Source organism: Micromonospora sp. NPDC020750 (assembly GCF_044334565.1).
GTDB lineage: Bacteria > Actinomycetota > Actinomycetes > Mycobacteriales > Micromonosporaceae > Micromonospora.
In genome coordinates, this window is sequence record NZ_JBIRTH010000002.1 from 632106 (window position 1) to 656981 (window position 24876).

A 24876-nucleotide genomic window follows, 5' to 3' on the forward strand; every position below is an offset into this window, starting at 1 on the left:
GGGCGGGTCCGGCGGGCAGCACGCCGGCCCCGCCCCTCGTCGCACCCGCGCCGTCCGGGCCCCGCCCGCGAACAGGCATTCCCCGAGGCGGCCGGAATGGTAGGACTGGTCGGAATGGTAGGGCTGGCCGGATGGACCCGGTTGGGCCCGCTACGGCAGGCTGGGGGCCATGGTGGCGGACACAGGCCGGGCGACGCCCCGACGGTCGTACCCGAAGAGCACCCGGCACTGGGCGACGAGCCTGGCGATCGCCGGAACAGCCGCGGCGGCGACCACCACGGTGGCCCAGTCGGTCGGCGACTACCACTGGTGGGCCGGCTTCGTCCTGGTCCCCGGGGCGCTGACCGCCGCGGGCGGCGGGGTGCTGCTGGCCCGCGGCGGCGGGCGGGCGTTCGTCGGGTACGTCGTGGCCTGCGTCGGCCTGCTGATCTTCACGGTCGGGGCGCTGCTGATGACCGGCACGACCGGCCGGGGCTGGCCGGCCCTGGTCACGCTGCCCTGCCTGGCGGTCGCCGGCACCTACCTGTGGCGGTCCGCCGACCCGCTGGCCCGAGGGCTGCACCGGACGGTCGCCCTGCTCGCCCTGGCCGGCGCCCTGGTCGGGGTGACCCTGTTCCTCATCCGCGCCCGGCTGGTGGACCCGGGGCAGACCCACTGGTGGGGCGGGTATGTGCTGCTCGCCGGGGTGGTGGTCTGCGGCAACGCCGTCGAGCTGGCCCGGCACCGGATGCCGTACCGGCTCCAGGCGGTCACCCTGCTGGTGGGGCCCGCCGTGGTCGCCGCCCTGCTCGGCGTCCGCATGCTGCGCGGCTGGTGATGCCCGCCGTGGCTCAGTAGGCGCAGGCGACAGCTCAGAAGGCGCAGGCGATCACCAGCTCCGGGGTGCGGCCCGGCAGCAGGTCGAGCTTGTCGATCCGACCGGCGGCCCGCAGGTCGTCGGCGACCAGCGTCAGCCGGTCGAGCAGGGCGGCCGGGCCGAGCGCCTCGGCCAGCGGCACCTCCGCCCGCATCGACAGCTTCCGCTCGGACTTGGCCCGGCGCACCTGGCTCAGGGCGTTCCCGGCCAGCCGCAGCAGCTCCGGGTCGCCGTCGCCCTGGATCGCCCGACCGACCTCGTGCGTCGTCGGCCAGGTGGCGCGGTGCACCGACCCGTACCGCCACCAGGACCAGACCTCCTCGGTGGCGAACGGCAGCACCGGCGCGAACAGCCGCAACTGCGCCGACAGGGCGGTCGCCAGCGCCGCGCGGGCCGAGTCGGCCCCCGGCCCGGTGCCGTAGGCGCGCTCCTTCACCAGCTCGATGTAGTCGTCGCAGAACCGCCAGAAGAACGCCTCCGCCGCCTGTAGGGCGGCCGTGTGGTCGTACCCGTCGAAGGCGGCCGTCGCGGCGGCGACCACGCCGGACAGCTCGGCGAGCATGGCGGTGTCCAGCGGCTCGGTCGCCGGGGCGCGCAGCGCGTCGGCCGCGCCCAGCCCGAGGGCGAACCTCGACGCGTTGAGCAGCTTGGTGGCCAGCCGCCGGCCCACCTTGATCTGCGCCGGGTCGAAGGCCAGGTCCATGCCGGGCCGGCCGCTGGCCGCCCAGTACCGGACCGCGTCGGAGCCGTACTGCTCCAGCAGCGCCATCGGGGTGACCACGTTCCCCTTGGACTTGGCCATCTTCTTCCGGTCCGGGTCGAGGATCCAGCCGGAGAGCACCGTGTCCCGCCAGGGCAGCGCGCCGTGCTCCAGGTGCGAACGGACGATCGTGGCGAACAGCCAGGTGCGGATGATCTCCTGCCCCTGCGGGCGCAGGTCCATCGGGAAGACCTGCCGGAACAGCTCCGGGTCGGTCTCCCAGCCGCCCACGATCTGCGGGGTCAGTGACGAGGTGGCCCAGGTGTCCAGCACGTCCGGGTCGCCGGCGAAACCACCGGGCCGGCCGCGCCGGGACTCGTCGTACCCGGGCGGCGGCTCGCTGGACGGGTCGACCGGCAGCATCGACTCGTCGGGTGTGAGAGGGTGGGAAAGGTCCGGCTCGCCAGTGTCGTCGAGCCGGTACCACACCGGCACCGGCACGCCGAAGAAGCGCTGCCGGCTGACCAGCCAGTCACCGGTCAGGCCGCCCACCCAGTGGTCGTAGCGGCGCTTCATGTGCTCCGGCACCCAGCGCAGCTGCCCGCCCCGGGCCAGCAGTTCCGCGCGCAGGCCGGTGTCCCGCCCGCCGTTGCGCAGGTACCACTGCCGGGTGGAGACGATCTCCAACGGCCGGTCGCCCCGCTCGTAGAACTTCACCGGGTGCGTGATCGGGCGCGGCTCGCCGACCAGGTCGCCCGCGTCGGCCAGCAGCCCCACCAGCGTCCGCCGGGCGCCGTTCACGGTCTGCCCGGCCAGCGCCGCGTACGGCTCCGCCGGCACGCCGGCCGGTGGCTCCGGCAGCAGCCGCCCGTCCCGGCCCACCACCACCCGGGTGCCGAGCGCCAGCTCCCGCCACCAGGTCACGTCGGTCAGGTCGCCGAACGTGCAGACCATCGCGATGCCGGTGCCCTTCACCGGGTCCGCCAGCGGGTGTGCGCGCACCGGCACCTCGACCCCGAAGACGGGGGTACGCACCGACGAGCCCACCAGGTCCCGGTACCGCTCGTCGTCGGGCTGGCAGACCAGCGCCACGCAGGCCGGCAGCAGCTCCGGCCGGGTGGTGTCGATCAGCACCTCCCGCCCGCCCGGCCCGGCGAACCGCAGCCGGTGGTACGCCCCCGGCCGCTCCCGGTCCTCCAGCTCCGCCTGCGCCACGGCGGTGGCGAACCCGACGTCCCACAGCGTCGGCGCCTCAGCCTGGTACGCCTCGCCCCGGGCCAGGTTGCGCAGGAACGCCCGCTGCGACGTCGCCCGGGCCGCCCGCCCGATCGTGGTGTACGTCAGCGACCAGTCCACCGACAGCCCGAGCCGCCGCCACAGCGCCTCGAAGATCTTCTCGTCGTCGGCGGTCAGCGTCCCGCACAGCTCGACGAAGTTGCGCCGGGAGATCGGCGTCGGGTCCTTGCGGGCCGCCTCGTCGACCGGGGCGGTCGGCGGCTGCCAGTCCGGGTCGTACGGCAGCGTCGGGTCGCAGCGCACCCCGTACACGTTCTGCACCCGGCGCTCGGTGGGCAGGCCGTTGTCGTCCCAGCCCATCGGGTAGAACACCGTCCGGCCGCGCATCCGCTGGAAGCGGGCCACCGTGTCGGTGTGCGTGTACGAGAAGACGTGCCCCATGTGCAGCTCGCCCGATACGGTCGGCGGCGGGGTGTCGATGGAGAACACGTCCGCCCTACGACCATTCCGGTTCGGCGCGTCCGACGCCGCGCCGCGATCCGGAACAGCCGCCTCGGGACGGTCGAACGCGTACGTGCCGTCCTCCTGCCAGCGGCGGGCCCAGGTCTCCTCGAGCCCGTCCAACGTGGGCCGCTCGGGGACGCCGGCGCGGGCCGTCCTCGCCGTATCAGTCATCCGTCGATCCTAGGCAGCACCGATCGGGCCGGCCACGGCTTATCCGCCTTCGGCTCCGGCCGCCTGTCACCGGCGGGACAGCGGCCGGACGGGACGTGTGACAGCATCGCCGCGTCCGGAACGGCGGGGGAGGCCATCCATGGGCGAGGTGACGGGAACGCGTCCGGTCGGGCGCGACTGGACGACGCTGGTCGACGCGGCGGCGGCGCTCGCCGTCGGGGCGGTCTTCGCGGCGCGGGAGCTGCCGCTGGTCGCCCAGTCCGGCTTCACCGAGCTGGTCCGGGACGGTCAGCCGTTGCGCCCCGCCGCGTTCGCCTGCGTGGCGGTGGCCGTGGCGTTGGCCCTGGCGGCGCTGCTGCCGGCGCTGCCCGCCTGGCCGGTCGCCGCCGGCGGGCTGGCGCTGACCTTCCTGACCGATCTGGCGGTCGAGGGCGGCGTGCAGCTGCTGCCCACCTCGACGCCGTCGCCGGGGCTGGTGCTGGCCGCCCTCGTCGGCGCCGCAGGGACGGGGCTGGCGCTGGGGGCCGCCCTGCTGGCCGTCGGGCAGGCGTCCCGTCCGGGCCGTCGACTCGTCGCCGCCGGCCTGGCCGCGGGCCTGGTGCTGCACCCGGTGGGCAGCGCGCTGTCGTACGCCGTGCTGCCCACCACCGAGTCCGACAGGGTCCGGCCGGACGCGCAGCTCTGGCTCCCCATCGCGCTCACCGTCGTAGCCGCGGCGGTCGCCTGGCGGCGGCCTCGGCCGGGCCGACCCGCGTGGGCCGGCCGATTCCGTCCCGGCCCGCTGCTGGTCGTCGGGGCCGCCGCGGCGCTCACCCTGGTCGGGTTGACCCTGCGCTGGTGGATCGTGCGGCAGTTCCAGCTCAGCCCCGACGGGCTGGCCGGGCCACGCCGGGAGCGGGCCGTCGAGACGTTCAGCCACGCCTCCACCGTCGTGCTCGCCGTCCTCGTCGCGCTGATCCTGCTCTGGTACGCGTACCGGGTCGGCCGGGCGGTCGGGGCGCGGTGGGTGGTGCTCTGCGCCGCCGCCGGGCCGATCGCCCTGTACGGGTTTCCACTGAGCTTCACCGCCGCGCCGGGACGGGCGCTCCTGGTCACGGCGGTTGGCGTCGCGGCGCTGGCGGCCGGCGCGGCGCTGGCCCGGCACGCGGCCCGGCTGCTGCCGTGGGACGCGCTCGGCCTGTTGGTGGCCGCCGTCGCGTTGCCGCTGGCGGCCCCGGTGGTGCGCTCCGAGCTGCCCTCGGTGGACACCGTCCGGCCGCTGCTGACCGTCCTCGGGCTCGGCCTCGCGCTCGGTTTCGGCCTCGCCTTCGCCGCCACCGCGTCCACCGGCTCCGCCCCGGCCGGGGCTGTCCCGCCCGCCCCTGGTCTCGATCCGGCCGCGCCTGCCCCGGCCGCTTCCACCCCGCCCGCCCCTGGTCTCGACCCGGTCGAGCCTGCCCCGGCTGCTTCCACCCCGCCCGCCGCGCCGGCGGTCGCCCGGCCGGACATCGGAGGGCGGGTCGCGCTGCTGGTGCTGGGGCCCGCCGCGCTGGTGCTCTCCGCGCAGGCCCTCGCGCCGGTCGTGGCGCGGGCCCAGTTCGATGGCCCCTACCAGGCCCCCTCGCTCACCGTCCCGGTCTTCGCCGGGGTGGCCGCCCTGCTGCTGGCGCTGCTGTTCGGTTTCGGCCGCGCGGTGGACCGGCTCCGCCAGGACCTGCGCGCCGATGCGGCGTCCCCCGGCCGGCCCTGACGGGCAACCCTCGACGCTTCCCTCGCGCGGGCCGGCCGGCGATGACCCGGTCGAGGATGGGCGTGATCTTGCGGTGCCGAGTCGTGCCGTCAGACCAGGGAGTCGCGCCACTGTCGGTGCAGCGCCGCGTACCGGCCGTCGGTGCCGGCCAGCCGGTCCGGCGGGCCGTCCTCCACGATCCGGCCGCCGTCGAGGACCAGCACCCGGTCGGCGGTCTCCACGGTGGACAGCCGGTGCGCGATCACCAGCGCCGTCCGGTCCCGCAGCACGGTGGCGAGCGCCCGCTGCACCAACCGCTCCGTGGGCACGTCGAGCGATGACGTCGCCTCGTCCAGGACCAGCACCCGGGGGTCGGCGAGGAACGCCCGGGCGAACGCCACGAGCTGGCGTTGCCCGGCCGAGAGCCGGCCGCCGCGCCGGCGCACCTGCGTGTCGTACCCGTCGGGCAGGGCGGCGATGAAGTCGTGCGCGCCGATCGCCCGGGCCGCGGCCCGCACCGCCGCGTCGTCCGCGCCCGGCCGGCCGAACCGGATGTTCTCCGCCACCGAGCCGCTGAACAGGTGGTTCTCCTGGGTGACCAGCACGACCGCCCGGCGCAGCTCGGCATCGGCCAGGTCCCGCAGGTCGACCCCGTCCAGGTGGACCGTGCCGGCGTCCGGGTCGTGGAAGCGGGCCAACAGCTTGGCGACCGTCGACTTGCCCGCGCCCGTCGGGCCGACCAGCGCGATGGTCTGTCCGGCCGGCACCGCCAGGTCCAGGCCGGTCAGGATCGGCGCGTCGGCCCGGTACCCGAACGAGACCGACCGGAACTCCACCGCCCCCCGCCCCGGGCCGTCGGGCAGCGGCGTCGGGCGGGTCGGCTCGGCCACCGCCGGCCGCTCGTCGAGCACCCCGGCCAGCTTCTCCAGCGCCGCCGTCGCCGACTGGAGCGAGTTGTAGAACTGGCTGAGCTCCTGCATCGGCTCGAAGAACCGGCGCAGGTACAGCAGGAACGCGGCGAGCACCCCCACCTCCATCCCGCCGCCGAGCACCCGGGTCCCGCCGTAGCCGAGCACCACCGCCACGGTCACGTTGCCGATGACCTTGATCCCCGGCGAGTACGTGGCGATCAGCCGGAACGCGTGCAGGCTGGTCCGCCGGTAGTCGTCGTTGACGGCGGCGAAGATCCGTTGGTTGCGTGGCTCCCGCCGGTACGCCTGCACCGCGCGGATGCCGCGCAACGACTCCACGAAGTGGACGATCAGCAGCGCCACCGCCTCCCGGGTCCGCCGGTACGCCCCGGCCGACGCGCGGGCGAACCAGCGGGACAGCCAGAACAGGAACGGGAACGCCAGCAGGGTCACCGCGGCCAGCGGCGGGTCCAGCCAGAGCAGGATGCCGGCCACGGAGAGGATGGACAGGGCGGCGAGGACGAGGCTGTCCACGCCGCCGTCGACCAGTTCGGCGATGGAGTCCAGGTCGCTCGTGAGCCGGGAGATCATCCGGCCCGAGGTGTAGCGCTCGTGGAAGCCGACGGACAGCCGCAGGAAATGGCCGTACACCCGCTGCCGCAGCTCCAGCAGGACGGCCTGGCCGATCCGGGTGGAGAGGGCGAGGAAGCCGCGCCGGGCCGCGTACTCGGTCAGCGCGGCGGCGGCGAAGGCCCCGGCGATCGCGACGAGCGGCCCGCTGTCCCCGGACCGCAGCGGAACAATCGCCCGGTCGATGCCGAGCATCACCAGGTACGGCCCGGCCATGGCGGCGGCGTTCTGCGCCAGCAGCAGCCCGACGGACGCCCCGAGCCGGCGCCGGTGTGGACGCAGCAGGTCCCGCAGCAGCGCCCGGCTGCGGACGCGCAGCCGGGCGAGCGCCTCGGGCGTGGCCTCCTCCGCCCGGCTGCGGTCGGCCTCCGGGTCGGTGGCCCGCCCCCGCCACCGGTCCAAATCCGGCGCGGCCCGCGCCGGCCGGCCCGCCGCGCCCCGTGTCTGCCGGCCCGCTGCGCCCCGGCCGCCCCGGTCGGTTGCGCCCGGCGGGCCGCCCGGCCCGTCGGCGGGCTCGTCCTCGGGGTGGCGGACCGTGGGGTCGGCGGCGGTCACGACAGCACCAGCCCCCGCTCGTCCGGTCCGGCGGCCGGCCCGGTCGGGCCCGCAGCCGACACCGCCGGGCCGGCGCAGGGCGTGGTCGGGACGGTCGCGGCACTGGAGGGAGTGGTCGGGGCGGCGGAGAGGACCGCCCGGTACGCCGGCACCTCGGCCAGCAGTCGCGAGTGGGTGCCGATCGCCGTGATCCGGCCCCGCTCCAGCAGCGCGACCCGGTCGGCCAGCGCCACGGTCGACGGCCGCTGCACCACGAGCAGGGCGGTGGTGTCCCGCAGCACCCGCCGCAGCGCCGTCTCCACCAGTGCCTCGGTGTGCACGTCGAGGGCGGACAGCGGGTCGTCGAGCACCAGCAGCGGGGGCCGGCCGAGCACCGCCCGGGCCAGTGCCAGCCGCTGCCGCTGCCCGCCGGAGAGGGTGAGCCCCTGCTCACCGACCCGGGTGGCCAACCCCCACGGCAGCTCGTGCACGAAGTCGGCCTGGGCCAGCGCGAGCGCCGCCCGGACGTCGTCCTCGTCGGCGTCCGGGCGGCCCAGGGTGAGGTTCTCCCACACCGACATGGAGAACAGTGTCGGCTCCTCGAAGGCCACCCCGACGAGCCGGCGCAGCGAGGCCAGCCGCAGCTCGCGCAGGTCGTGGCCGTCCAGGGTGATCCGCCCGCCGGTCACCTCGTGCAGCCGGGGGACCAGGGAGAGCAGGGTGCTCTTGCCGGTGCCGGTCGCGCCGACCAGGGCCAGGGTCTCGCCCGGCTCGACGGTCAGGTCGATCTCCCGCAGCACCGGCGTGGGGGTTCCCGCGTAGCGGAACGACACCCGGTCGAAGACCAGCCGGCCGTGGACCGCCGGCCGGGCCAGGGTGACCGCGTCCGGTGCGTCCACGATGGACGGTCGGGTGTCCAGTACCTCCTGGATGCGGTCGGCGGCGGTCGCCGCCTCCTGGCCGTTGGCGATGATCCAGCCGAGCGACTGCACCGGCCAGATCAGCATCAGTTGCAGGCTGACGAAGGCGACCAGCTCGCCGATGGTGAGCGCGCCCCGGGCGGCGGCCATCGCCCCGGCGACCAGCACCATGCCGAGGGTCAGGTTCGGCACCAGGTCGAACAGCGCGGAGGTACGGGCCAGCAGCCGCCCCTTGGCGACCCCGGTGTCGTGCAGCGCCCGGGCACCGGCCGCGAACCGGCTGGCCAGCTCGGGCCCCCGGCCGTACGCCTTCATGGTGCGCAGCCCCTGCGCGGTCTCCTCGACCAGCGTGGCCACGTCGCCCTGCTGGTCCTGCATCCGGCGCGACGTGTCGTGGTAGTACCGCGCGAACCGGCGGCTGATCAGGAACAGCGGTACGGCGCTGGCCGCGACCAGCGCCCCCAGCGCGGGATGCAGCCGGATCAGCAGCACCACCACGGCGGCGTACGTCACCAGGTTGAGCACCAGGAACAGCAGGCCGAAGGAGAGGAACCGGCGGATCACCGACAGGTCGCTGGTGACCCGCGAGAGCAACTGCCCGGTCTGCCACCGGTCGTGGAAGCCGGGCGGCAACCGTTGCAGGTGGGCGTAGACGTCGGCGCGGATCGCCGCCTCCATGCCCACCGACGACGAGGACTGCGTCCACCGGCGGATGAAGATCAGCAGCGCCTCGGCCAGGCCGAGCAGCAGGGCCAGGCCGCCGAGCCGGACCAGGCCGGCCGGGTCGTGCCGGGCGATCGGGCCGTCGACCACCCGCTGCACCACGAGCGGCACGGCGAGGCTCGCGCCGGTGCCGGCCAGCGCCGCCGCCAGCAACCAGCAGAACTGGCCGGCGTACGGGCGCAGGTAGGGGCGGAACCGCCAGAGGTTGCGCAGCGGGCGAGCGCGGTCGGCCGGTTGGGCCGGGTCGCCGTCGCTCTCGGCAGGCACTTCCCGACGGTAGCGTCAAACGGGACTGTCGCCGCTGTCAACTTTCAGCACGTCCTTCGGCACGTCTGAACCCTGCCCGCCCTCGGCCCCGGCCGGTTCGGCCGCGCCCGGCGCGTTCAGCGTCCGGCGGGTGCCTCGTGGGCGAGCAGCCACCGCTTCACGTCCAGCCCCCAGCGGTAGCCGCCGAGGCCGCCGTCGGTGCGCAGCACCCGGTGACACGGGACGAACAGGGCGGCGGCGTTGCGCGCGCAGGCAGCCGCCGCGGCACGGACCGCCGCCGGCCGGCCGGCCAGCCCGGCGTACCCGGTGTAGGTGACCGGCCGGCCGGGACCGACCTCGCGCAGCACCCGCCACGCGTGCGCCATGAACACGCCGCCCGTGTGCTGCTCCACCGGCACCGTGTCGATCGCGGTCAGCTCCCCGTCCAGGTACGCGGCGACCGCCGCGGTGACCGGGCCGAGCTCCGTCCGCCGCCGGACCGGCCCGCGCAGGCCGGAGTGCACCAGCGGCAGCAGCGTCTCCGGTTCGGGGGTGAAACCGGCGGCCCGGACCGCGCCGTCGGGGCCGGTCAGGATGCTCAGCGGGCCGGCGGGGGTGTCCGTGACCGTGCCGTCGAGGGTGACGTTCATGCTGCTCTCCATAGTCTGATCACCGCGTACGAGCGCCAGGGGCGCCAGCGTTCCGCGTACGCGTCGAGGGTCAACGGGTCGTCGGGAAGGCCGAGCGCGGCGGCACCGCGCCGCACGGCCAGGTCGGTGTGGAGCTGGACGTCAGGGTCACCGAGGGCGCGCATGGCCACGTAGCCGGCCGTCCACGCGCCGATCCCGGGGACGGCGAGCAGCCGTCGAACGGTCTCCTCCCGGTCCCCGCCGGGGTCGAGGTCCAACCCCCCGTCGACGACGGCCCGCGCCGCCGCCCGGATCGTCTCCCGCCGCCCCACCGGCATCCGGAACCCGCCGTCGGCGATCCCCAACACCTCCTCCGCCGTAGGAAACCCCCGCCCCACCCAACCGGTCCCCCCACCCGCCTCCCCGCATTGATCAAGAAGTTTGTGTCCTGGAACCTCTTGATCGACCGACATGGGGATCGGGGTGAGGGGGAGGAGCCGGGTCAGGGTGGTTCGGGCTGAGGTGACCGAGACCTGTTGGCCGACGATCGCGCGGACGAGCATCTCGAAGCCGTCGACGGCGCGCGGGACGCGGATCCCGGGCTCCGCCGCCACCAGCGGGGCGAGGGCGGGGTCGGCGGCGAGTGTGCCGTCCACGGCGGCCGGGTCGGCGTCGAGGTCGAGCAGCCGGCGGCAGCGGGCCACCGCCGGGGCCAGGTCGCGCATGTCGGCCAGCCGCAGCGTGGCCGCCACGTGCCCGGCCACCGGGGTCAGCGCCACCTCCGCGCCGCCGTGCGGCAGCCGCAACCCCCGGCGGTACGTCCCGTCGCGCACCTCCTCCACCCCGGGCAGGGCCCGCAGCGCGAGGAAGTCCAGCAGCGCCGCCGCGTGCAACGGCGGCCGGTACGCCAACCGCAGCGCGATCGTGCCCGGCCCACCGGCCACCGGTGCCCGTCCCCGGGCATCGCGCAGCTCCGACGGGGCGGCGGCATAGACCTCGCGGACCGTGTCGTTGAACTGCCGGACGCTGCCGAACCCGGCCGCGAACGCGACCTCGGCCATCCCGAGTCCGGTCGTCTCGATCAGGATCCGGGCGGTCTGCGCACGCTGCGCCCGGGCGAGTGCCAGGGGCCCGGCACCCAGCTCGGCGCGCAGCATCCGGTGCAGGTGACGTTCGGTGTAGCCGAGCCGGGCGGCCAGCCCGGGCACGCCGTCCCGGTCGACCACCCCGTCGGCGATCAGCCGCATGGCCCGCCCCACCACGTCCGCCCGGACGTCCCACTGGGGCGAGCCCGGGGCGGCGTCCGGCCGGCAGCGGCGGCAGGCCCGCAGCCCGGCTCCCTGCGCGGCGGCGGCCGACGGGAAGAACCGGACGTTGCGCCGCTTGGGCGTCATCGCCGGGCAGGACGGCCGGCAGTAGATCCCGGTCGACGTCACGCCCGTGTAGAACCAGCCGTCGAATCGCTGGTCACGGCTGTCGACCGCCCGGTAGCACCGCTCGAAGTCCAATTCCACGACACCGATACTGCCCCGCCGCCCGACCCTCCGGCTCGCGGAAATCGGACCTGGCCGTGGGGGTGGGCTGGGGCCCTCGCGGCATCGCTCCACCTCAGCCGGCCCGTCCCGGCCGGGAACGGATATCCAGGCCGAAAGTGTCGGTAGGTGCCGGTACGGTCCCCGCCACCAACTCAAGAAGGGTGCGGCGATGGCGAGCGTGGCCGGGCGAGGTGTCCGCTGATGCGGTCGGGGCGGGCGCGGCTCGACCGCACGGTGGTTCAGGGCTTCTACGACCGGATGCGGGCGGTCGCCCCGGCGGCGTACGGCGCGATGGAGCGGGATCGGGCCGGTGACCCGGGGCGGGCGTTCCGGGACACGGCCTGCGGCCGGCTCGCCGCGTCGCTCGACGCCGCGGGCCTGCGCGCCCTCGGCATGTGGGCGCACCACTGGTGCATGCGCTTCTACGACGACGACACGCGGGTGGGGCTGCGCCTGGTCCGGGAGATCGCCGGCCGCTCCGGGCTGGGCTGGACGGTCGACGAGGTGCGTTGGATGTTCGGCGAGTCCGCGGCGGCCGGCCCGCCCGCCGCGTACCGGTTCACGCTGCCGGCGTCGGCGGCCCGCGAGCTGCCGCCGACGGCCCGCGGTGAGTTCACGACCCACGAGCTGTCCGGGGCCACCGGCCGTGAGCTGCCCACCGGGGAGCGGCCCGGGACCGCGCGGGGCTCGGCCGGGTCCGGGCGGGGGGCCGTCGGGCCGGGCGCCGGGGAGCGGCGCCTGCTGGCCGGCTGACCCGGCACGGCCCACCGCGAGCGGGCCGGCGAGCGGCGTCGGGTGTCGCGCTCCGGGGCGGGGCTGACGGCTGAGCCGAGCGAACCGCGCCGGTGCGAGGTGGGGCACAATGCCGGGGTAGCACCCCGAGGAGAGGACCGCCGTGCCCGCCAGCGAGCCGACCATCGTCGCCACCAGCATGGGCTTCTTCAGCCGCCGTCGCGGCCCGAACGACCTGCGCCCCGGGCCGGTGTTCGAGCTGGCCGCCGAGCTGGCCCAGGCCGGCCCCGAGCCGCGGCTGTGCTACCTCGGCCAGGCCGTCGGCGACCGGGACGCCTCGATCGCCGCCGTCTACGCGGCGTTCGCCGGCACCCGGTTCCGGGCGTCGCACCTGGCGCTGTTCCCCATGCCGAACGTCGACGACGTCCGGGCCCACCTGCTCGCCCAGGACGTGATCTGGGTCGGCGGCGGCAGCGTGGCCAACCTGTGCGCGGTGTGGCGGGTGCACGGCCTCGACGAGATCCTGCACGAGTGCTGGCAGGCCGGGGTGGTGCTGGCCGGGGTCTCCGCCGGCTCGATCTGCTGGCACCTCGGCGGCGCCACCGACAGCTTCGGCCCCCGGCTGCGCGGGTTCACCGACGGCCTGGGCTGGCTGCCGTACGGCAACGGGGTGCACTACGACAGCGAGGACCAGCGGCGACCGCTGATGCACGGGCTGGTCGCCGACGGCACGCTCCCGACCAGCCACTGCACCGACGACGGGGTCGGGCTGGTCTACCGGGGCACCCGGCTGGTCGAGGCGGTCGCCGACCGCGAGGGCGTCGCGGCGTACGAGGTTGCCCGGTCCGGGGACGGCGGGGTCCGGGAGACCCGGATCGAGCCGCGTCTGCTGAGCTGACCGCAGACGGCCGATGCCGGCCGCGTAGACTGGCCGCCCGTGAGCCTCACCATCGGGATCGTCGGCCTGCCCAACGTCGGCAAGAGCACCCTGTTCAACGCGCTGACCAAGAACGACGTGCTCGCGGCGAACTACCCGTTCGCCACGATCGAGCCCAACGTCGGCGTCGTCGGGCTGCCGGACGAGCGGCTGAACAAGCTGGCCGAGATCTTCTCCTCGCAGAAGGTGCTGCCGGCGCCGGTGTCGTTCGTCGACATCGCCGGCCTGGTCCGGGGCGCCTCGAAGGGGCAGGGCCGAGGCAACGCGTTCCTGGCGAACATCCGCGACGCGTCCGCGATCTGCCAGGTGGTGCGGGCCTTCTCCGACCCGAACGTGGTGCACGTCGACGGCAAGGTCTCCCCAGCCGACGACATCGAGACGATCAACACCGAGCTGATCCTGGCCGACCTCCAGACCCTGGAGAAGGCGCTGCCCCGGCTGGAGAAGGAGGCCAAGCTCCGCAAGGACCGGGCCGCCGCCGTGGCCGCGGCGCAGCAGGCGGTCCAGGTCCTCGACGGCGGCACCACGCTGTACGCGGGCGCCGCCGCCGCGAAGATCGAGCTGGAGCACCTGCGCGAGCTGCACCTGCTCACCACCAAGCCCTTCCTGTACGTCTTCAACGTCGACGAGGCCGAGCTGGCCAACGCCGAGTTCCTCGACGAGCTGCGTGCGCTGGTCGCCCCGGCCGAGGCCATCTTCATGGACGCCAAGATCGAGTCCGAGCTGGTGGACCTGCCCGAGGAGGAGGCCCGCGAGCTGCTGGAGTCGATCGGTCAGGCCGAGCCCGGCCTCAACCAGCTCGTCCGGGTCGGCTTCCGCACGCTCGGGCTCCAGACGTACCTGACGGCGGGGCCCAAGGAGGCGCGGGCCTGGACCGTCCCGGTCGGCGCGACCGCCCCGGAGGCCGCGGGGGCCATCCACTCCGACTTCCAGCGCGGTTTCATCAAGGCCGAGGTGGTCTCCTACGGCGACCTGGTCGCGGCCGGATCGATGGCGGCGGCGAAGGCGGCCGGCAAGGTCCGCATCGAGGGCAAGGAGTACGTCATGCAGGACGGCGACGTGGTCGAGTTCCGCTTCAACGTGTAGTCCGGTCGCGGTTCAACGTCTGAACCGCCCGCACAACGATCAGCAACCGCTTCAGGCCGAGCCCTCGCGCCGTGCCGAGCATCCGGCCGAGCCTCCAGGTGGCCACGCCCCGTCGCCGTGCGGACGGCCGGATGCCGTACCCGATCTGGCCGGCAGCGGTTCAGCCGCCCGGGCAACGGCTGTCGCCCCCGCTGTGCTCGCGGCATCCGGACACCGGTGCCGGCGGTGGGGGCGGCGGGTCCAGGTCGCGGTAGGTGTACGCGGCCAGCGTCAGCGCCGGGACGCCGACGACGACTGCCAGCACCAGGAAGACGATCGCGGTGCGGGCCAGCCGCATCCCGTACGCCACCGCGGCGATCACCGCCGGCCCGGCCGCCGCCAGCAGGAGCGTGGCCAGCATCGCCTGGGACAGCTGGCGGCCCAGGTACTCCATCTCGCTGCTCGGGGAGGAGTACGAGGCGGCCCACCGTTCCATGCCGATGGCGAACCACCGGGAGAAGAGCGCGAGCAGGCCCCCGACCCAGAGCAGCGTCAGGAGCCCGACGACGGGACCGCCGCGCCGGGCGGTCGGGGCGGAGGTGGAGGACGCCATGGCGCCCAGCCTGCACCGGAACGCCCCCAAGGGCATGAGTCGGCGTACTCAGCGGACGAGCCCGGGCTTCGGCGTCGTCGGGGCCGCCGGCCCGGTCCGCTTCGATGTCCGGCCTCGACCGATACGCATTCGTTGATCGACAGGTCAGCGAACTCGCTGCATGATGACCTGATGCGAACTCGGCTGCTCTTCGTCCGACACGGTGAGTCGGTACACCAGGTCGAGGGGGTGGTGGGCGGCCCGCACGGCTGCCGGGGACTGACCGAGGTGGGCCACCAGCAGGCGCAAAGGCTGGCCGGGCGGCTCGCCGACGAACTCGCGGTCTCCGGCCCCGTGGCCGTCTACTCCTCCGTGCTGCGCCGGGCGGTCGAGACCGCCTGGCCCATCGCCTCGGCGCTGGGCGTCAGCCCGGTGGCGGACTGCGGGCTGTGCGCCTGGCACACGCCGCCGTACGCCGACGGGCTGTCGACGACCCGGTTCCAGACCGACCACGCGACGGCGGGCGGTGGGGTGTTCCGGCCGTTCGAGGAGGGCAACGAGACCTGGGCGGAGCTGACCGTAAGGGTCAGCCGCGCCATCATGGACATCGCGCACCGGCATCGGGGCGGCACGGTCGTGCTGGTCGGGCACACCGAGACGGTCGAGGGCTCCTTCCATGCCCTCGCCGCCCAGCCGATGTTCAGGGCGTTCGACGTGGCGGTGGCTCCGGCCTCGACCACTGAGTGGACCACCGACGACGACCCCACCGGCTGGCCGCCGGCCCGGTGGACCCTGCGCCGCTTCAGCGACGTCTCCTGACGCCCCCACCCACCCACCCGCCCAGTCGCGATGTTGGACAGTTGTCGTCGCGTGGCGACGGTAACCGTCCAAGGTCTCCGACGGGGCGGCGGGAGGCGGTGGGGCGGCGGGGGCGACAGGGGCGGCGGGGGGCGGCGGGGCGTGGTTGGGTGTCGGCGTGGAGCTTGAGTTCGACGGTGGCGGGGTGCGGTTGGCGGGCACGCTGGACCTGCCGTTCGGCCCGGTCCGGGGCGGGATCGTGGTGCTGCACGCCGCCGAGGCCGGGCACCGGTCGTACTTCTGCTACGAGCACCTGGCCCGACTGCTGCCCGGTGCGGGGATCGCGGTGCTGCGCTTCGACCGCCGGCCCCGGGTGGACGGCCACGACGTTCCCCTGGCCGACCAGGCCGCCGACGCGGCAGCGGCCATCGGTGTCCTGCGCCGGCAGGTCGGCGACGTGCCGGTCGGGGTGTGGGGGCTGAGCCAGGGCGCGTGGTCGGCGCCGCTGACCGCCGCGCTCCATCCGGACCTGGTCGCCTTCCTCGTGCTCGTCTCCTCCAGCGGGGTCAGCCCCGCCGCCCAGATGCGCTACGGCACCGCCGAGCAGCTCCGCCTGCGCGGCTACGGCGACGTCGACCTGACTGAGCTGGGCCGGGTGCGGGCCACCATGGAGGCGTACCTGCGGGGCGACCTCGACCGCGCGACCGCGCAGGGGGTCATCGACCGGGCCGCCGAACGTCCCTGGTTCCCGCTGGCCTACCTGCCGCGCGAGCTGCCCGACGAGCCGGGCACCTGGCGGGACATGGACTTCGACCCGGTTCCGGTGTTCGCCCGGGTGACCTGCCCGGTGCTGCTCTTCTACGGTACGACTGACGCGTGGGTCCCGATCGACGCCAGCGTCGCCGCCTGGCGGCGGGCCACCGCCGGAGCCGCCACCCCGCCCACCGTCTGCCGGCTCGACGGCTGCGACCACTATCCCACCCTGCACGAGGGCGAGGACCTCGACAGCATCAGCCCGCAGTACGCCGCCACGATGCTGAGCTGGCTCGACGCCCTGCTGCCCGCCGGTCAGCGGCCGGGGTCAGGCGCTGCGTAACGCGTCCTCGACGCCGGTCTCCCGGCTGCCGAGGTGGGCCGGGTCGCGGCCCGACATCAGGTCCACGGCGGCCTTCACACATGCGCCGTACTCGCGGGTGGAGCTGATCCGCCACGTCCGGTCGTACTCGCGGGCGGTCTCGTCGCCCACGCCGCTGGCGTCGACGCCGAGCCGCCGGCACACCGCCACGGCGCGGGGCAGGTGGAAGGACTGGGTCACCACCGTCGCCCGCTCCACCCCGAAGATCCGCTTCGCGCGGGCGCACGAGTCGTACGTGTCGAAGCCGGCGTAGTCCAGCACCACCCTCTCCGCCGGCACGCCGTGGTCGAGCAGCCAGCGCCGCATCGCGGTCGGCTCGTTGTAGTCCGGGTTCATGTTGTCGCCGGAGAGCAGGACGGCGCGTACCTTGCCGGCGGCGAGCAGCCGCCGCGCGATCTCCAGGCGGGCGGTGAGGAACGGCGAGGGGGTCCCGTCGGGGTGGACCTTGGTGCCCAGCACCAGGGCGACCGGCGCGTCGGGGACGTCCTGCTCGGCGAAGATGTGCCCCTCCGCGTCGCCGCGGATCCACTGCACGCTGGCCACGGTGCCACCGGTCAGGAGCGCTGCGCCGACGAGGGCCGCGACGACGGCGCGGCGCAGCCAGCGCGTACGCCTGCCGTCGGCCGGGCGCAGCCAACGGATCAGAGTGGAGAGTCGGACGCGCATGGGGCAAGTATCCCAGGGCCGCCCGACAACTGATCTCTCCTGCCGATCGTGCCCGGCCGCCGCCGACCCGCGCCCGCCAGTTTGCCGCAGAGCGTCACCATGACCAGGTGGATCAGGGCGCGCGGTTCCAGCGGAAGACCGCCGCGCTGCGCAATATCTGTCTGGCGTGGGGCGTGTTCGGGGTGGCGGTCTGGGCGGCGGCGCAGGCCGAAGAGTCCAGTTCCGGCCACCATTGGCCCGACACGGTCTCGTTCTACGAGATGCTGGCGTACCTCATGGTGCTGCTCGCCGGGGCGGCGTGGGTGTCGCTGCTGTGGCCGTTCCGGCTCGACGTCGACGCGGACGGCCTGACCGTCCTCGCGAGGGGATCGACCACCGTCCTGCCGTGGGCGTCGATCGAGTCGATCACCGTCGTCGAGGTCGGGCAGGGGTGGGAGAATCCGCCTCTGATGATCCGGCTGGCTCCTGGGACGCGGCTGGGGGGCCGCCGGGCCATCAGGAAGAGCGGCCGTCGCGTCTACACCCTGCTGGACATGGGCGACTTCACGGTCCCGCCGGAGGAGGTGCTCGCCGTGCTCCAGCGGTACGGGGGAAGCCGGGTCGAGGCGGAGGACTATCTCCGCCACCGCCACGGCAAGCGGATGGTCGCCGCGTGGCTCGCCGACCCGTCCGTGTTCGACCGCTACCGGCCCTCGGGCTCCGACGAGGGCGATCGCTGATCTACGCCGTGGCGGCGGTGCCGCCGGCGGGTCAGGACGGTGGGCGGGTCAGCTCGACCTCGTCGCCGGGCAGGACCTCCACGTCGCCTTCCGGGCCGCGCACCTCAAGGACCGGCACGCCCTCGTCGAGCTGCATGGCCCGGCGCTCATTCACGCTGGGCACCCGCGCGATCACGGAAGCTCCCGGCGGCAACTCCACCCGCCGCCGCTCAGGTGCCTCCCGGACGACGGTGCCCCTGCTGCGATTGGTGGTGACGAGTCCCTCGGAGCGAAGGACCGAGATCGCCATGCGGACGGCGTCACGGCCGATGCCGTACTCCTGCGTCAGCCGGGTTTCGCTGCCGACGGCCGAACCCGCCGGCAGGGCACCGGATTCGATCCGCTCCCGCAGCAGGTCGGCGAGCTGCACGTAGACGGGCGTGTGAGAACGCGGATCGATGGTCATGGCATCAGCGTGGTGGCCTCGTGGCCAGGGTGGCTTGTGGCTATGTGGCTATAAGCCCTTGATGCCTTAAGGGCATCACGCTTATAGTTCCAGTTGCATTCGGTGTCTGGGCGGAAACGCTGAGGTGCGCCGAGTTCGACCGAATGAGGCTGGTCCGATGCGGGGAGGGGTGGTCGGTGGTGCGAGGTTTCTTCAGGTGGCCCGGCGGGCCGGGGCGGGCGTCGTGGAGGCGCGGGGCGTCGCCCTGCCCGCGCTCCTCGGTATCCGTGTCGCTGCTGCCCTGGCAGGTGCGGACGCAGCGGTTCCGGTCGGCCCGGTTCGGCCGACGTGGCCTGGACCCGGGGGAGGTGCAGGTGTTCATGGACCGGCTGGCCACCGAGTTGGCCGTCCACTACGACGCGCTGCGGGCGTCCCGGTTGGAGACGGCACGGCTCGGCTCCGAGTTGCGGCGGCTGCGGGCCGAGCTGGCTCGCCGACCCAACGCGGGCCGGCACTGATGGCGGCCCGGGGGCGGTTCGTCATCCACCTGCCGGTCCTCGCCCCGGACCTGGCCGGCGCGGTGCGGCTCGCCCGGGTGGTGGCCCGCTGGGCGGGCGTGCTCTCCTCGGCGGACCCGGGGGAGACCACCGTGTCGGCCGAGGACGAGCAGGGCGTACGGCATCGGGTCTTCTGCGACCTGCGCCTGTCGGGTGGTCGGCGCTGCCTGCTCAGGGCCGACCACGACGGCCCCTGCACCCGCCGCCCGAGCCGCTGACCATCGGCGGACGGTCGCGCCGGCAGCGCGCAGCCAGGCGGGCAATAGCCAACCAGGCGGGCGACCGGCGGCGGGTCGGGCCGCGCCCGGTCAGCCCTGGGAGTTCTGCCCCCGCTGCCACACCTCGCCCTGAGCGCCGTGCCGCTCGGCCGCGTACCTCTCCTGGGTGCTGGCCGCCTCGCGGGCTGCCGCCGAGTCCTCCGGGGTGGACTGCCGCCGCCGGTCCCGCCAGGCGACCACGACGAACGCGGCCACGGCCAGCGCCAGGGCCGATCCGAAGATAACCATCACTGTCGTCATGTCCCCGACGGTAGGGCCCTCGGGCGAGGGCCGCCGACCCGTGCGCGGCCTGGCGGTGGCCGGGGCGTAGCGCTCGGTAGCGGTGGGGAATGGTGGGGCGTAGTGTCATCGACACCTTTCGCAGCCGAGGTTAGGACGCGCGATGCCAGTTCCGCAGCGGACGGGCAGGGTCCGACGGACCCTCTGCCGGCTCAGGCTGCACATCCCGTCCGAGTTCACCGACTCCGACGACCCGTGCCGCTACGAGCGGCGGTGCCGGCACTGCGGGCAGTTCTTCTCCGCCAAGGTGGTACACACGTACGGCCGAGCCCGCAGTGCGACGGATCCCTGCGAGCGGCTTTCCGACTGCGTCCGGTGCGGGCACGAGTCGAGGTGGCGCCAGCACAACCGGACCCGCTCCGTGCTGGTGGCTGATCTGCCCGCACCCCAGCGACGGTTTCATGCTCCCGAGCCCTGCGACTACGCCCAGGTCTGCGAGGTCTGTGACGAGGTGACCCAGGTTCGGACCGAGCACGACTGGGACCGGGACGAGTGGGGCGGCAGGTGTCGCGTATGCCGGGAACTGTGGCTCGACGACGAGGCATAGACCGGCCGTCGACAGGAATCGCCTGAGGTGGCGTTGCCTACCGGGCTCTCAGACCGCATCCCCCCGACGGGGGTTTCCCTCTCCGGCCTCAGTGTGAGGGCCCAGGCCGCGGGTTCTCCGTCCGCGCCGAAGGTCCCATCCGAGTGCCTCCCTGGTCCGAGGCAGCAGAGCTGAGCGGGAGGCCGTCGGGGACCAGCCAGGTGGCGTAGGCGTGCCGCAGGTCGTGGAACGCCTCCCGCCAGCGGCCCCTGGCCGCCACGCAGGCGACGGCCTCCCGCTCCGTGGTGAACTTCGGTGTCGGTGCCCGACGGCGATGGCGCCGACCGTCGCTACCAGTTGGTGGAGCCCGTCACCTGTGGCCAGGCCACCCCGGTCGGCTTGATGAGGTAGACGATGCCGCCGGAGCCGCTGCTTGTGCCGCCGTTGGCCGTGGTCCGCTTGGTCCGCAGCCAGATCTGCTCGAACTGGGTCCGGGAGTAGACGTGCCGTACCGCGTCGTTGCGGGGTGAGGCCGGGTCGTTGACGATCACATCACCGGTGGGTGTGAAGCCGACCACCACCATCAGGTGCCCGGCGGTGCCGTAGCCCGCCCCGGTCAGCTCGCTGGCGAGGAAGGACTGACTGACCACTACAGGCATGCCTGCGGCGATGAAGTGCTCGATCTCGTCGAGCGAGTGCAGCCGGGTCACCTTCGTTTCCAGCCCGGGAAAACGGGCTGCGTACGCGGTGTTGAACGGCCAGTTGCCGGTGCCCTTGTACTGGTAGTCGTAGGTCATCCGGGCGGCGTGGTCAACCGTCGGGTCCGCGTGGCTGGGGTCCACCCAGGACGTGTCGGCGGCGGAGGGCTTCCGGCCCCAGTACTCGACGACCATTTCGACGGAGGTCGGCGAGCACCAGGCCTCGCCGCCGCCGCCGTACTGCGTGTAATGGCCGGTGTGGACGTTTTGCGAGTAGCGGGGGACCGCCAGCTCGGTGCCCCAGGCGATGTGGCCGGCGCTGGGGGTGACGGTGAACCGGTCGGGCACGTTCGAGCTCATCGCGCCGACCGAGCGGACCAGCGGGGAGGCGGTCTGCGCCGGGTCGCGGTAGAGGGTCAGCCGGAGCTGGTACGCCCGCAGCAGCACCCCGGCGCTCGCGTTGTTGATGGTGAAGGTGTCGGCCAAGATGCTGGACGTCCTGTCGCCCTGCCTGTCGACGCTGGTCCGCTTGATGTCGCCGTCGCCGGAGGCCCAGCGCCCCAGCACGTACCACGGCGTGCGGGTGCCGGTGGTGTAGGTGCCCTGGAGTTCGACCTGGAGCCAGGTACCGGCCGGGGTGTCGGCGTTCCAAGAGGCGACCAGCTCGCTGGCGCCGAAGCCGACCTCGGTCAGCGGGGAGGTCCAGGTGCCGTACGCCCAGGTCCGCTTGATGCTGGTGTGCGGGTCCCTGTAGACGGTGGTGCCGGCCGGGGTGCCGAGGGTGAGCCCGGCGGCGGTGACGGTAGTGCCGGCGGTGGCGCCGGCTGACAGGGTGGCGCCGGACCAGCCCTGCCAGGTGATCTGCTCGTCGTGGGTGACCATGCTGGCTCCGGCAACCGGCCTGGTAGCCCCTGCAGGGGCGGTGGTGCCGAGGAGGGCGAGCGCGGTGGCACCCGCGAGGGTGACGGCGCGCAGCGGTGTCATGGCCATGGCAGCTCCACAGGGTGAGGCATCGTTATCGTTCACTGTCCTGCATGGAGGGAAGCTTCACCATAGGTTTGTGTATGGAAAATTATTGCCGGCGCAAGCATCGGCCAGCATGAATCGAGGGTCGACCTGCTCGGGGTGCATCCCTCGGGCTCGGCCTGCTGCCAGTACGCCCCCGGCGCCCCAGCGTCCGTTTCCCGCTACCCCTTCGCCCTGGTGAAGGCGCTTCCCGCCGGGCGTCGCGCTCACGGCGAAGGGGGTGCCACCTGAGCGGCGCCCCCTCGTTTCATCGTCAGGGCAGCGGTCGGCTTCGGTAATGGCGCACGCGCTCGCCTGCCGCCGAAGACGTGGCCCTTCGTCTCCCGCCGGGCCTAGGGCGACCGTCGACAGGGATCGCCTGAGGCAGCGGGTGAACCCGTGAGGGTCAGGAGATGTAGTGCAGGATCACGTTGTGCACGTGGTGGCTCTTCTCCGCGCCCCGGAACTCGACCTCGTACGTGTGGGTGCCGACGTGGATCGCGATCGCGCCGGTGGAGAAGAACGACCCACCCCACGACTTGTTGCTCACCACGCTCACGCTGGTGATCTTCGAGTACGGGATGCTGGTGATCGCGTACCGCTTGCCGACGAAGGACCGGTCCTGGATGATCACGCGCCGGTCGGTGAGGCCGATGAACCCGGTGCCGGTGCCCACGGCGTCGTAGACGGAGATGATCTGCTCACCGTCGAGGAGTCCGCTCTGGATCTGCTGGAACTGCTCCTTGCGGTCGTACGTCGCGTTGGCCATGCGTCCCACGGTAGGCAGGTCGCGCCAGCCGCCCCGCCGCCGTCAGTCGCCCCCGCCCTCCACCGCCTTCTGCGCCGGGCCCGCCGCCCCGGCCAACCCATTTCGACCCCGGTCGGCCCCGCCGTGCCTACGTCCGGGCGACGACGACCAGTTCCCCGTCGCCCTCGCCCACGGCCTGCCCGTCCCAGCCGCCGTGGACCCGCTCGACGGTGAAGCCGGCGTCACGCAGGGACCCGCGCAACTCCGCCTCGCTGCGGAAGCGCAGGGTCGCCGAGCTGAGCCGCTCCTCGCCGCCCGGGAACACGTAGTGCTGGGTGAAGCTGACCGTCCGGTCGCGTACCCCGGTCACCTCCGTCCAGGCCCGCACCGTCCGGCCGCCCGGCAGGCGGACCGGCAGGCGGACCGGCCGGGACGAGTCGGTCGGGTTCCAGCGCTCCCACCGCCGCGCCGCCGGGTCGCGGGAGTCGAACGCCAGCCGGCCGCCGGGCGCGAGCGCCCGCGCCAGGTCGGCGAGGGTACGGTCCCACTCCTCGTCGGTCACGAACACCTGCGCCACGTGGCTGGTCATGACGGCCACGTCGTAGGCCCCGGCGGGCAGTCCGACGGACGTCCCCTCGACCCAGGCGACCCGGTCCGCGCCGGGCCTGAGCCGCGCCGCCGCGAGGGCGGGGCCGGCCGGGTCCACGCCGGTGACGGTGTGCCCGGCGGCGGCCAGGGCGACGGTGAGCCGGCCGGTGCCGCAGCCCAGGTCGAGCACGCGGGCGGCCGGGGTATCGCCCACCAGCGACAGGAAGAAGTCGTCGTCGGGGCCCCAGACGCACTCGGCGTCGTAGACCGGCACCAGCAGAGGATCGAGGAACTCGCCGTGCCGCATCCGGGGATGGTAGTGGCGGGACGCGGACGCGACGGAGCCCCGCCGGGCATCGTCGATGCGATCGGCGGGGCTCCGTGACGAATGCGCTTACCGGTTGGTGCGCGGGTCGTTGTCGTGGGTGCGGCTGCCGGACTTCGCCAGGCCCCGGCTGATCAGGTAACCGATGGTCAGCAGGGTGATGTACCACCAGGCCTTGTCGGCCGCGAAGTAGTCCGCGCCGTTGTTGGCCGCGCCGTCACCGACGGTCTGCGAGGCGATCAGCACGCCGATGACCGCCAGCAGGTAGACGGCCAGCTCGGTGGTCTTCCACGACGGCTTTGTCTCGTCGCCGTGCCGGGCGACGTGGTGCACGTCGTGGCCCGGGCGGTGGTCGGCGTGGTCGGTCACGTGCTTGTTGCTGGTGGTCGGCGCGGTCATGTCAGCTCCCAAAAAAATGCGATTCGTCAGGTTGATCCTTTGCGGGAAAGTTTGTCTCGTCCCGCACCGATTCATTACCCGCGCACCCTTCGGGCAAAACAAAGATTCTCAGGAAGCTCTCAGGCGCTGGTGACGGCCCGGTACACGTCCTCGATGCGGGCGGCCAGCAGGACCTCGCCCTCGGTGAGCGGCTCGCCGTCGCCGTGCCCGACCCGGATCTGGGTCTGGTCGCCCCGGCGGCTGATCTCGGGGCGCAGGTGCAGGGCGTCGGCGACCACCTTCACCCGTTCGGTGAGCGCGGCGTGCTGGGCGTCGTCCATCTCCAGCGTGCGCCGGATTTGTTCACCCTCCCGGGTCCATCCGGTCAACAGGGTCAGTGCGTCGCTCAGGTAGTCGTGCTTCGTCCGTCCCCTGAACAGCACGCGCATCACCGCACCTCCCAGGCGTCGTTGCCGGCTTGTGGCCAAATCGTCGCCGTCCCGTGTCTATGCCGGTGGCTCAAGTCTGTCGTCCGACCGACGGTGTGTCCACGCCCACACTTCCCACTTCTACTGGCCTGGCGGACGGTCACGGTACCCAAACCGCCGATTGATCTGGCACCCTGGACGCCCGTGCAGACCGAACGGGCCAGCGAAGGCGGACAGACCGAACGACAGGAACCGAAGGTGATCGTGGGCGCGGCGATCATCGCGGACGGGCGGGTGCTCGCCTGCGCCCGGTCCGCCCCGCCCGAGGTCGCCGGAATGTGGGAGTTCCCGGGCGGCAAGGTGGAGCCGGGGGAGAGCGAGACCGCCGCGCTGGTCCGCGAATGCGCCGAGGAACTGGCCGTACGCGTGGCGGTCGGCGACCGGGTCGGCCGCAACGTGCGGATGGCCCACGGCCGCTCGGTGCTCAAGGTGTACGCCGCCAGCCTGCTGCACGGCGACCAGCCGCAGGCCCTGGAGCACTCCGCCCTGCGCTGGCTGGCCGCCCACGAACTCGACTCGGTCACCTGGCTTCCCGCCGACGCCCCGATCGTCGCCGCCCTGCGCCCGCTGCTCACCGCCGACTGACCGGCGGAAGCGGGGCGTACGGGCGAAATGCGGACGGGGGCCGCCGGCGT

At 74.0% G+C, this 24876-nt stretch carries 25 protein-coding genes and 1 pseudogene; 12 read left to right on the plus strand and 14 right to left on the minus strand.

Annotation, left to right across the window (positions count from 1 at the left end; genetic code table 11):
• Positions 1 to 169: 169 nt before the first annotated feature.
• Positions 170 to 817: a hypothetical protein gene (locus tag ACH4T9_RS08175; RefSeq protein ID WP_396670239.1), complete on the plus strand. Its 648-nt coding sequence runs from the start codon at positions 170 to 172 to the stop codon at positions 815 to 817.
• Between the two features lie 34 nt (positions 818 to 851).
• Here the strand turns inward: ACH4T9_RS08175 and valS are convergent, their stop codons facing one another.
• Positions 852 to 3467: a valine--tRNA ligase gene (gene valS / locus ACH4T9_RS08180; protein WP_396670238.1), complete on the minus strand. Its 2616-nt coding sequence runs from the start codon at positions 3465 to 3467 to the stop codon at positions 852 to 854.
• Between the two features lie 139 nt (positions 3468 to 3606).
• Between valS and ACH4T9_RS08185 the strand changes: the two genes are divergently transcribed.
• A complete protein-coding gene (locus tag ACH4T9_RS08185) occupies positions 3607 to 5196 on the plus strand; it encodes a hypothetical protein (RefSeq protein WP_396670237.1) in 1590 nt (529 codons plus the stop codon).
• Positions 5197 to 5285: 89 nt separating this feature from the next.
• Here the strand turns inward: ACH4T9_RS08185 and ACH4T9_RS08190 are convergent, their stop codons facing one another.
• The 4 genes from ACH4T9_RS08190 to ACH4T9_RS08205 form a co-directional block, all read right to left on the minus strand.
• Positions 5286 to 7118, minus strand: a complete 1833-nt coding sequence (locus ACH4T9_RS08190) for an ABC transporter ATP-binding protein (RefSeq protein ID WP_396670744.1) — start codon at positions 7116 to 7118, stop codon at positions 5286 to 5288.
• A 149-nt stretch (positions 7119 to 7267) separates the two neighbouring features.
• Complete coding sequence (locus ACH4T9_RS08195; RefSeq protein ID WP_396670236.1) at positions 7268 to 9160, minus strand: ABC transporter ATP-binding protein; 1893 nt, start codon at positions 9158 to 9160, stop codon at positions 7268 to 7270.
• Between the two features lie 116 nt (positions 9161 to 9276).
• Complete coding sequence (locus ACH4T9_RS08200) at positions 9277 to 9789, minus strand: methylated-DNA--[protein]-cysteine S-methyltransferase (protein ID WP_396670235.1); 513 nt, start codon at positions 9787 to 9789, stop codon at positions 9277 to 9279.
• Positions 9786 to 11282: a DNA-3-methyladenine glycosylase 2 family protein gene (locus tag ACH4T9_RS08205; protein WP_396670234.1), complete on the minus strand. Its 1497-nt coding sequence runs from the start codon at positions 11280 to 11282 to the stop codon at positions 9786 to 9788. Before ACH4T9_RS08205 ends, ACH4T9_RS08200 begins: the two co-directional genes overlap by 4 nt.
• A gap of 222 nt (positions 11283 to 11504) precedes the next feature.
• Between ACH4T9_RS08205 and ACH4T9_RS08210 the strand changes: the two are divergent.
• The 3 genes and pseudogenes from ACH4T9_RS08210 to ychF all read left to right on the plus strand — a co-directional run.
• A pseudogene (locus ACH4T9_RS08210) lies at positions 11505 to 11915 on the plus strand (hypothetical protein); the annotation flags it as partial.
• A 283-nt stretch (positions 11916 to 12198) separates the two neighbouring features.
• Complete coding sequence (locus ACH4T9_RS08215; RefSeq protein ID WP_396670233.1) at positions 12199 to 12933, plus strand: Type 1 glutamine amidotransferase-like domain-containing protein; 735 nt, start codon at positions 12199 to 12201, stop codon at positions 12931 to 12933.
• 39 nt (positions 12934 to 12972) lie between these two features.
• Positions 12973 to 14058, plus strand: a complete 1086-nt coding sequence (gene ychF / locus ACH4T9_RS08220; RefSeq protein WP_396670232.1) for a redox-regulated ATPase YchF — start codon at positions 12973 to 12975, stop codon at positions 14056 to 14058.
• Positions 14059 to 14218: 160 nt separating this feature from the next.
• Here the strand turns inward: ychF and ACH4T9_RS08225 are convergent, their stop codons facing one another.
• The gene (locus ACH4T9_RS08225) at positions 14219 to 14650 is read right to left on the minus strand and encodes a DUF6234 family protein (RefSeq protein ID WP_396670231.1); all 432 of its coding nucleotides are present in this window, start codon (positions 14648 to 14650) and stop codon (positions 14219 to 14221) included.
• A gap of 171 nt (positions 14651 to 14821) precedes the next feature.
• Here ACH4T9_RS08225 and ACH4T9_RS08230 point away from each other — a divergent pair, with 171 nt between their 5' ends.
• Entirely contained in the window at positions 14822 to 15448 is a 627-nt protein-coding gene (locus ACH4T9_RS08230) for a histidine phosphatase family protein (protein ID WP_396670230.1), read from the plus strand.
• A 157-nt stretch (positions 15449 to 15605) separates the two neighbouring features.
• Positions 15606 to 16523, plus strand: coding sequence for an alpha/beta hydrolase (locus ACH4T9_RS08235; protein WP_396670229.1), 918 nt, complete (start codon positions 15606 to 15608; stop codon positions 16521 to 16523).
• Here the strand turns inward: ACH4T9_RS08235 and ACH4T9_RS08240 are convergent.
• Positions 16509 to 17228, minus strand: a complete 720-nt coding sequence (locus ACH4T9_RS08240; RefSeq protein ID WP_396670228.1) for a vancomycin high temperature exclusion protein — start codon at positions 17226 to 17228, stop codon at positions 16509 to 16511. The two genes, ACH4T9_RS08235 and ACH4T9_RS08240, sit on opposite strands and share 15 nt — an antisense overlap.
• 107 nt (positions 17229 to 17335) lie before the next feature.
• Here ACH4T9_RS08240 and ACH4T9_RS08245 point away from each other — a divergent pair, with 107 nt between their 5' ends.
• Entirely contained in the window at positions 17336 to 17947 is a 612-nt protein-coding gene (locus ACH4T9_RS08245; protein ID WP_396670227.1) for a hypothetical protein, read from the plus strand.
• Between the two features lie 31 nt (positions 17948 to 17978).
• Here the strand turns inward: ACH4T9_RS08245 and ACH4T9_RS08250 are convergent, their stop codons facing one another.
• Positions 17979 to 18392, minus strand: a complete 414-nt coding sequence (locus tag ACH4T9_RS08250) for a GntR family transcriptional regulator (RefSeq protein WP_396670226.1) — start codon at positions 18390 to 18392, stop codon at positions 17979 to 17981.
• 266 nt (positions 18393 to 18658) lie between these two features.
• Between ACH4T9_RS08250 and ACH4T9_RS08255 the strand changes: the two genes are divergently transcribed.
• Positions 18659 to 18889, plus strand: a complete 231-nt coding sequence (locus tag ACH4T9_RS08255; protein ID WP_396670225.1) for a DivIVA domain-containing protein — start codon at positions 18659 to 18661, stop codon at positions 18887 to 18889.
• On the plus strand, positions 18889 to 19146 hold the full coding sequence (locus ACH4T9_RS08260) for a hypothetical protein (RefSeq protein ID WP_387016035.1): 258 nt from the start codon (positions 18889 to 18891) through the stop codon (positions 19144 to 19146). The genes ACH4T9_RS08255 and ACH4T9_RS08260 overlap by 1 nt, the downstream gene beginning before the upstream one ends.
• 90 nt (positions 19147 to 19236) lie before the next feature.
• Here the strand turns inward: ACH4T9_RS08260 and ACH4T9_RS08265 are convergent, their stop codons facing one another.
• Positions 19237 to 19446 (minus strand): hypothetical protein, encoded by a 210-nt coding sequence (locus ACH4T9_RS08265; RefSeq protein ID WP_396670224.1) that lies wholly within the window; start codon positions 19444 to 19446, stop codon positions 19237 to 19239.
• 142 nt (positions 19447 to 19588) lie between these two features.
• Here ACH4T9_RS08265 and ACH4T9_RS08270 point away from each other — a divergent pair, with 142 nt between their 5' ends.
• Entirely contained in the window at positions 19589 to 20032 is a 444-nt protein-coding gene (locus tag ACH4T9_RS08270; protein ID WP_396670223.1) for a hypothetical protein, read from the plus strand.
• A gap of 329 nt (positions 20033 to 20361) precedes the next feature.
• Here ACH4T9_RS08270 and ACH4T9_RS08275 read toward each other — a convergent pair whose 3' ends face one another.
• The 5 genes from ACH4T9_RS08275 to ACH4T9_RS08295 all read right to left on the minus strand — a co-directional run bounded on the left by ACH4T9_RS08275 (position 20362) and on the right by ACH4T9_RS08295 (position 24202).
• Positions 20362 to 21699 (minus strand): peptidase C39 family protein, encoded by a 1338-nt coding sequence (locus tag ACH4T9_RS08275; RefSeq protein ID WP_396670222.1) that lies wholly within the window; start codon positions 21697 to 21699, stop codon positions 20362 to 20364.
• A gap of 421 nt (positions 21700 to 22120) precedes the next feature.
• Positions 22121 to 22483 carry a PH domain-containing protein gene (locus tag ACH4T9_RS08280; RefSeq protein WP_387015306.1) on the minus strand — a complete coding sequence of 121 codons (363 nt, stop codon included), beginning with the start codon at positions 22481 to 22483 and terminating at the stop codon, positions 22121 to 22123.
• Positions 22484 to 22610: 127 nt separating this feature from the next.
• Positions 22611 to 23357 (minus strand): class I SAM-dependent DNA methyltransferase, encoded by a 747-nt coding sequence (locus ACH4T9_RS08285; protein ID WP_396670221.1) that lies wholly within the window; start codon positions 23355 to 23357, stop codon positions 22611 to 22613.
• A gap of 87 nt (positions 23358 to 23444) precedes the next feature.
• Positions 23445 to 23774, minus strand: a complete 330-nt coding sequence (locus ACH4T9_RS08290; RefSeq protein ID WP_396670220.1) for a hypothetical protein — start codon at positions 23772 to 23774, stop codon at positions 23445 to 23447.
• A 119-nt stretch (positions 23775 to 23893) separates the two neighbouring features.
• Complete coding sequence (locus ACH4T9_RS08295) at positions 23894 to 24202, minus strand: 4a-hydroxytetrahydrobiopterin dehydratase (protein ID WP_396670219.1); 309 nt, start codon at positions 24200 to 24202, stop codon at positions 23894 to 23896.
• A 183-nt stretch (positions 24203 to 24385) separates the two neighbouring features.
• On the opposite strand from ACH4T9_RS08295, the gene ACH4T9_RS08300 reads away from it, so the two are divergent.
• The gene (locus ACH4T9_RS08300) at positions 24386 to 24826 is read left to right on the plus strand and encodes a (deoxy)nucleoside triphosphate pyrophosphohydrolase (RefSeq protein WP_396670218.1); all 441 of its coding nucleotides are present in this window, start codon (positions 24386 to 24388) and stop codon (positions 24824 to 24826) included.
• Positions 24827 to 24876: the final 50 nt, after the last annotated feature.

Coding starts and splice junctions, on each gene's coding strand:
- ACH4T9_RS08175 (WP_396670239.1), top strand. CDS start 170: ATGGTGGCGGACACAGGCCGGGCGACGCCCCGACGGTCGTACCCGAAG.
- valS (WP_396670238.1), bottom strand. CDS start 3,467: ATGACTGATACGGCGAGGACGGCCCGCGCCGGCGTCCCCGAGCGGCCC.
- ACH4T9_RS08185 (WP_396670237.1), top strand. CDS start 3,607: ATGGGCGAGGTGACGGGAACGCGTCCGGTCGGGCGCGACTGGACGACG.
- ACH4T9_RS08200 (WP_396670235.1), bottom strand. CDS start 9,789: ATGAACGTCACCCTCGACGGCACGGTCACGGACACCCCCGCCGGCCCG.
- ACH4T9_RS08225 (WP_396670231.1), bottom strand. CDS start 14,650: ATGGCGTCCTCCACCTCCGCCCCGACCGCCCGGCGCGGCGGTCCCGTC.
- ACH4T9_RS08230 (WP_396670230.1), top strand. CDS start 14,822: ATGCGAACTCGGCTGCTCTTCGTCCGACACGGTGAGTCGGTACACCAG.
- ACH4T9_RS08240 (WP_396670228.1), bottom strand. CDS start 17,228: ATGCGCGTCCGACTCTCCACTCTGATCCGTTGGCTGCGCCCGGCCGAC.
- ACH4T9_RS08250 (WP_396670226.1), bottom strand. CDS start 18,392: ATGACCATCGATCCGCGTTCTCACACGCCCGTCTACGTGCAGCTCGCC.
- ACH4T9_RS08260 (WP_387016035.1), top strand. CDS start 18,889: ATGGCGGCCCGGGGGCGGTTCGTCATCCACCTGCCGGTCCTCGCCCCG.
- ACH4T9_RS08265 (WP_396670224.1), bottom strand. CDS start 19,446: ATGACGACAGTGATGGTTATCTTCGGATCGGCCCTGGCGCTGGCCGTG.
- ACH4T9_RS08270 (WP_396670223.1), top strand. CDS start 19,589: ATGCCAGTTCCGCAGCGGACGGGCAGGGTCCGACGGACCCTCTGCCGG.
- ACH4T9_RS08275 (WP_396670222.1), bottom strand. CDS start 21,699: ATGGCCATGACACCGCTGCGCGCCGTCACCCTCGCGGGTGCCACCGCG.
- ACH4T9_RS08280 (WP_387015306.1), bottom strand. CDS start 22,483: ATGGCCAACGCGACGTACGACCGCAAGGAGCAGTTCCAGCAGATCCAG.
- ACH4T9_RS08285 (WP_396670221.1), bottom strand. CDS start 23,357: ATGCGGCACGGCGAGTTCCTCGATCCTCTGCTGGTGCCGGTCTACGAC.
- ACH4T9_RS08290 (WP_396670220.1), bottom strand. CDS start 23,774: ATGACCGCGCCGACCACCAGCAACAAGCACGTGACCGACCACGCCGAC.
- ACH4T9_RS08295 (WP_396670219.1), bottom strand. CDS start 24,202: ATGCGCGTGCTGTTCAGGGGACGGACGAAGCACGACTACCTGAGCGAC.